Genomic DNA, 1231 nt, shown 5'->3' on the forward strand with positions numbered 1-1231 from the left:
CGCCTTCTCTTCCAAATGCTTTTCTACTAGTATAGGCAACTGCATCAATAATACAGTCCCAGGCTATAACATCTGTTTTATTATCTGACATCTCTTGAATTATTGTGATACCATTTCCCTCGTGATCTAATAATTCATAAAGAGTATCTCCACTATTTTCTTTGTCTTTTAACCATTCCCAGCATTTACATATAACTTTCCGGGCTAAAATTTGATCTTCCGTACGAGAAAGTAACGGTACCACTTTTTCTGAAAGTGCCAGAAAAAATATGACTTTATCATGTTCTGTTAAACTATTGAAGTTAGCATTAGTCATTCTTAAACTCCGTTTCCATTTCCCTCACTATGATGAGCTTAACGCCTCCGTCCATATATCTTTTGCTCTTCTATGATTAGGAAAGAAATTTTTTTATGATCTTTTTATCATATTCATCTTCTGAAATAATCCCTAAGTACTTATACTCCCAAATCACCTGTTGTTCATACGGGTCAACAGTAAGAATATCTTCATACCCGTAGTCTATCTCAAATTTCCCATCATGACCTAAATGCAAAGTTAAACTTGTCCATATCTCCTGCTTGTTTTCTATAAATACATCTAACAACTCACGAAAGCACTCTAACTGTTTATCTAATAACACTAAGTAGCTCTGTTCTGACACCTCAAATAGTTCAGGTATATCATGACTATATATAGGTTCATCGCTTCCTTTTGGATAATAAAAGAAATACGTTGTTTGAGAACCTTCTCCTACTTCTGCATACAAATAGATTTCTCGCCAGTCTTCTTGTATCATTTCCTTTAAATTATCGGCCACCTTTTGATAAATATTATTAAGCTTTAATTCCATCTACTGTCCACCTTCTGCTTTAAATATTCAGCAATTTCTATTTGTCCTCGTTCAATCGCAAATTCATAGGCATCCATATTTTTCATCGTATCCCCTGTATATGTTACAGTAATATCAATACCACTCTGAACAAGGTATTTTACAATATCAAGATGACCACCATAAATCGCTGAAAATAAAGGATTTCTACTCGAATCGCTTACATCTAACATTGCACCTCTATCGTATAAGTACTGAACTATGCTAAATTCACCTACACTCGCTGCATGTGCAATTGGCGCTGACTTTGGTACACCTTCATTTGTGTTAATATCCATCCCGTATTCAACTAAGAACTTTATCATATCAAGGCTACCAGCTCTAGCAGCCACGTGTAGCCA

3 protein-coding genes are annotated in these 1231 nt (G+C 35.2%); all 3 read right to left on the minus strand.

The genetic code is table 11. The features are described from left to right. The coding region (locus AC1DRF_RS28535) for an Imm6 family immunity protein (protein ID WP_477742378.1) at positions 1–316 on the minus strand (316 nt) is incomplete at its 3' end. A gap of 76 nt (positions 317–392) precedes the next feature. Further along, positions 393–851 (minus strand): antitoxin YezG family protein, encoded by a 459-nt coding sequence (locus tag AC1DRF_RS28540; protein ID WP_154988610.1) that lies wholly within the window; start codon positions 849–851, stop codon positions 393–395. After that, on the minus strand, positions 842–1231 hold a 390-nt coding region (locus AC1DRF_RS28545), incomplete at its 5' end, for an ankyrin repeat domain-containing protein (RefSeq protein WP_477742379.1). The genes AC1DRF_RS28545 and AC1DRF_RS28540, both read right to left, overlap by 10 nt.

Source organism: Priestia sp. P5_B4 (assembly GCF_056400385.1).

Bases quoted from the DNA above. Each gene is read 5' to 3' on its own strand.
- AC1DRF_RS28540 (WP_154988610.1), bottom strand. From the start codon at position 851: ATGGAATTAAAGCTTAATAATATTTATCAAAAGGTGGCCGATAATTTA.